Raw genomic sequence first — 4,780 nt, forward strand, 5'->3', positions numbered from 1 at the left:
GCCTGCTACTGCGCGCGCGCCCTGCGGGAGGAGACGAAGCCGCGCTATAAGAACAGCCCGGGCGCGATGGAGCTTTTCGGCGGGGATTATCTCGCCGGGGAAGGGGAGGGGAGGGCCCTCTTCATCACCGAGGCGATCTTCGACGCGCTGTCGGTGGAGGCATGCGGCTACCAGGCGCTCGCGCTCTGCGGCGCGGGCAACACCCGCAAATTCCTCTCGCTCTGCGCGGCGAACCCCGCCGCCGCAAACTCCTACACCTTCTTCGCGGCGGGGGACAACGACGAGGCGGGCAGGCGGATGAACGCGGCGGTCAGGGAGGGGCTTGCGGAGCTGGGGATCTCCTGCGGCGAGGTGGAGTGGCCGGAGGGGGTCAAGGACGCGAACGAACTGCTCCTGCGCGACCCCGACGCGCTGCGCGGCCTGCTCGACGCGGCGGCCAACGCCGACCGGTACGAATACGAGCGGCAGAACGCCGCCTCCGCGGTCGGGGAGCTGCTCGACCTGTCGGTCAAACGGGCGAGCCGCAGCGCGGTGCCGACCGGCTTTCCCGCGCTCGACGACCTGCTTGACGGGGGGCTTTACGCGGGGCTCTATATTATCGGAGCGATCTCCTCCCTCGGCAAGACCTCCTATCTGCTCCAGATCGCAGACAGCATCGCGGCGGCGGGCTCCGACGTGCTCTATTTTTCCCTCGAGATGTCCAAGCTCGAGTTGATGGCCAAGAGCATCTCCCGTATCAGCTACCGGCTCGACCCGTCCGCCGAGCGGAGCGACGCCTTCACGGCGCGGCAGGTGCTGCGGCTCGACCTCGGCATGGACGAGCGGCGCGCCGCGCTGCTTTCCGCCGCTGTGGAGGCGTATAAAAAGACGGGGGAGCGCCTCTATTATAAGGAGGGGCTCATGGATATCGGCGTGCAGGAGGTGCGCGCGGCAGTGCGCGAGCACATCCGCCTGCGGGGCCGCCGCCCGGTCGTCTTTGTCGACTACCTGCAAATTTTGAAGCCCTCCGACCCGCGCGCCACCGACAAGCAGAACACCGACCGCGCGGTCGTCGAGCTCAAACGGATCAGCCGCGATTTCGACATTCCCGTCTTCGCGGTCAGCAGCTTCAACCGCGAAAACTACCGCAACGCCGTGTCGATGGAGGCGTTCAAGGAGTCGGGCGCGGTGGAGTATTCGTCCGACGTGCTCTTCGGGCTCCAGCTGGCCGGGGCGGGGGAGCAGGGATTCGACGTGAACGCCGCCAAGGCGCGCAGCCCGCGCGCCGTCGAGCTCGTCATGCTCAAGAACCGCAACGGCGTGCCCTACGCGAAAATCGAGTACGCCTACAACGCGAAGTTCAGCTATTTCGGCGAAGGGAGCGCGCGTCACTTTGGCCCCCGACCAAAGTGACGTTAAGGAAGGGCGGGACTGCCCGACGCCTTGCGTCGGAGCGCCGCTGCGCGGCGACGCCCGCCCGGCGCGCTTCATGGAGGGGGGCGGTCCGCCCCCCTCCATGGGCCACCCCCTGATTTTCTGCACGCACGAGCGGCCGCCCCTGCGGGCGGCCGCCTGTTTTTTCCTCGATTTCAATACATAAGGTATAATGGCTGCACAGAAATTACAATTCGGTAACATTTTAGAGAAAGAAGTTACAAAATGGTTACAAAATTGCTTGACTTTTCCTCCTGACTGCTCTATACTAGGATTCAACAGGGAAATGGCTGGAGAGTGTTTCCTGTGTTAAAACTGAAATTCAAAATTTAGGAGGAGATTTACCGATGAAAAAGTTACTGGCGGTCGTTCTGGCTGCGGTCATGGCTCTTTCTCTCGGCGTTGTTGCGTTCGCGGCTGAGTACGATGCGACCTATACCTACGATGTTAAGGATGGCTCGAAAACCGCGAAAAATGAAATTTATCCGGATGATTCCGTTTACCTGAAGCTGAACGGTATCAAGGTTGATGTTCCGCAGATTGCGGATCCCAGCCGGACCACGGCGGTTACTCTGAACGAAAAAGATTTCACTGATGGTGATCTGTGGAAAGTCAAGTTCGACAAGGGCGGCGACAACTCCAAGATGATCGCTAAGATCAGCCTGTCCGAGAAGAACTACGGCGGCGATCGCGGCCCGTGGGTCAAGATCGAGACCAAGGCGGACTACACCACCGACGAGTTCAAGATCAAACCGTCCATGACTCTGACGGCGAAAGATGACATCACCATTGGCGGTGTTGTCCGCTTCGTGAAGGGCGACAAGATCAATGTTGACTTCGGCACGATCTACATCTCCAACGATGAGGATCCCGCTGATCAGGACTATGCGGCCGGCACCGGCGGCGTTGTTCTGAAGCCCACCAAGAACGACGACAACGAGATCACCTGGGAAGATGAGCAGAACACCATCGCCGTCCTGAAGTTCATGGGCGACGACAACCAGACCAAGTTCTTCCCGAAGCTGTCCACCAAGTGGGAAGATGCGGACTATGCGGAGTACTTCGCTGATCAGGACGCGTTCATCTTCAACTTCAAGGGTTCTGTCGCTGGCGAGACCAAGATCTCCTCCACCAGCCGCGCGACCCTCGAGCTCTACAATCCGTACTATGATTCCGACGAGGACGAGTACACCGTTGATCCTGAGAACTGCATCGTTTATCAGGTGCAGGAAGATGGGACCATGGCTGAAGCCGCGTTCAAAGTTGTTGAGAACGAGGACGGCGATATGGTCTTCCAGACCAAGACCCGTGAGCTCGGCATCTACATCATTGCTGAGAAGCCCTACACCACCGCTGTGGAAGACGTTGAGACTCCCGACGATGGCAAGGCGATCCCGGACACTGGCATCTGGGCCTAATTCATCAATCTGATTTTTAAATCATATTGATCCGCAGCCCCGCGAACGACTCTCCACGTTCGCGGGGCTTTTATTTTTTATATGTACCGATAATGGGTACCCGCCGGGAGGGGGCACACGGGGGAGGGGCGCCGCCCCTCCGCCCGTGGGGCGCATGCGCTTTGGCTTGTCCAAACGCGAGGGTATCCACGGGCTGGGGCCGTGGGTGCCGTGCGCCCGGGACTCTCCACGCTCGCGGGGGTTATTTTATGCAAAAATGGATGCATATAAGAATTTTACAATAAATGGTAAAATAATTACAATCAGGTAACAAAAATTTTTGAAAAGTTACAAATTGGTTACAAAAACGCTTGACATTGGCAGCGGCACACGCTATAATTGGAAACAGTTAAGGGAGCGGTTGGAGGACCCTCTCTCAACATGGCATTTTAAAACTGATTTCTAAGGAGGAAATTTACCAATGAAAAAGACTCTTTCTTTGGTGCTGGCTCTGGCGCTCTGCCTGAGCCTCTCCGTGGTGTCCTTCGCTTGGGCACCTAATGTCGCTTATGATGGCGACGGCGACCCGAGCGGCGACGTCGGCACAAGCGGAAACGGCCAGATTACCTGGGATGGCATCAAAACGATTGATACGACTTCCACTCTGGTCATTGACCCTATCCGTCCTGCCACCACGGTTTATGTCCCGCTGGCGGATATGGGCGGCAAACTTGCCGGCACTGATGTCATCATCGACGACGTTGTCAACACCGATTTCTTCAAGTTTGACGTTGACAAAGACAGCAACGGCAAGCTGGTCAAGAAGATTTCCGTAACTGATGACAAGCGTCTGGGCAGCCACGCCCGCGCAGCTTACCTCAAAATTGAGCTGAACGAGATGACCGACACCGACGAGTCGAAGACCGACGGTACGATCACCTTCAAGGCAAAAGCGGACTATGATTCCTACACCTCCGGCAAAAAGATTCCGAAGTCCTCTGGTAGCAGCCTCTGGACCAAAGATCAGGAGTATATCATTGACTACACCTTCTGGGTCAGCAATATCCGCGTCGAGAACGACGATAACCCGGATGTCGGCGACCGCGTCTACATGGATCCTTCGAAGAACGACACCAACACCCTGGTCTGGGGCGACGACCGTGCGGCCCTCACCTTCGAGTCTGACGACGACGCGCGCAAGTTCTACTGCCGTCTGTCCACCTCGAACATGAGCGACATCTATGCCGAGTACGGCGATCCCGTCGACGCCGACCTGTGGTTCTACAACTTCGTGAACAACCCGACTGTCCCCGCGACCTCCAAGGCGACCCTGACCCTTGGTATTCCGTGGGATGACGACGACGACTACACCCCCGATCCGGAAAACTGCTTCATCTATGAGCTGGGCGCCGACGGTTACCTGACCGACGTCACCTCCAAGTTCACCTACTCCGAGGACGATGAGGAGATTCCGGGCTGGTCCATCCGCACCCGTCAGCTGGGCACCTACATCGTCTCCGACACCGAGCTCGATGTGGCCGTTGACGAGCCGGAGACCTCCGAGCCCGCCGATGTTGAGACCCCGACCAACAATGGCAAGGACATCCCGAACACCGGTTCCAGCGACATGGTCAACGTGGCTCTCGTAGCCGCCGTTGTTTCCCTGGCTGCTGCTGGCGCTGTTGCGTTCCGCAAAGTGAAATAATCTGACCCGTCAGATATTTCCGACAGAGAGATAAAATGATCCCCGCCGGCTGCCTCCACAGCCGGCGGGATAATTTTTGCCCCGCCTTTCCGCCGCGCGGGGCGGTTGACAAACCCGCCAAAAAATGCTATCATAAATCCACTGCGCAGGTATGGTGTAATGGCAACACTTCTGCTTCCCAAGCAGACAACGCGGGTTCGATCCCCGTTACCTGCTCCACCAGCGTGACGCTGGACCCCGTTCGCAATGGGGCCCGGCGTTTTTG

3 protein-coding genes and 1 tRNA gene are annotated in these 4,780 nt (G+C 58.4%); all 4 read left to right on the top strand.

The genetic code is table 11. From position 1 onward, the window contains the following. Window positions 1-1,392 (top strand): DnaB-like helicase C-terminal domain-containing protein (locus RCI06_RS12610; protein ID WP_306576264.1); only part of this gene is annotated, 1,392 nt, incomplete at its 5' end. Between the two features lie 368 nt (window positions 1,393-1,760). Further along, complete coding sequence (locus RCI06_RS12615; RefSeq protein ID WP_101548089.1) at window positions 1,761-2,831, top strand: acid shock protein; 1,071 nt, start codon at window positions 1,761-1,763, stop codon at window positions 2,829-2,831. A gap of 460 nt (window positions 2,832-3,291) precedes the next feature. Then, a complete protein-coding gene (locus tag RCI06_RS12620) occupies window positions 3,292-4,515 on the top strand; it encodes an LPXTG cell wall anchor domain-containing protein (RefSeq protein ID WP_306576265.1) in 1,224 nt (407 codons plus the stop codon). Between the two features lie 145 nt (window positions 4,516-4,660). Continuing rightward, window positions 4,661-4,734: transfer RNA gene (locus RCI06_RS12625), tRNA-Gly, on the top strand. The last annotated feature ends 46 nt before the right edge of the window (window positions 4,735-4,780 follow it).

This window comes from Anaerotruncus massiliensis (ex Togo et al. 2026) (assembly GCF_030825285.1).
Taxonomy (GTDB): Bacteria; Bacillota; Clostridia; order Oscillospirales; family Ruminococcaceae; genus Anaerotruncus; species Anaerotruncus massiliensis.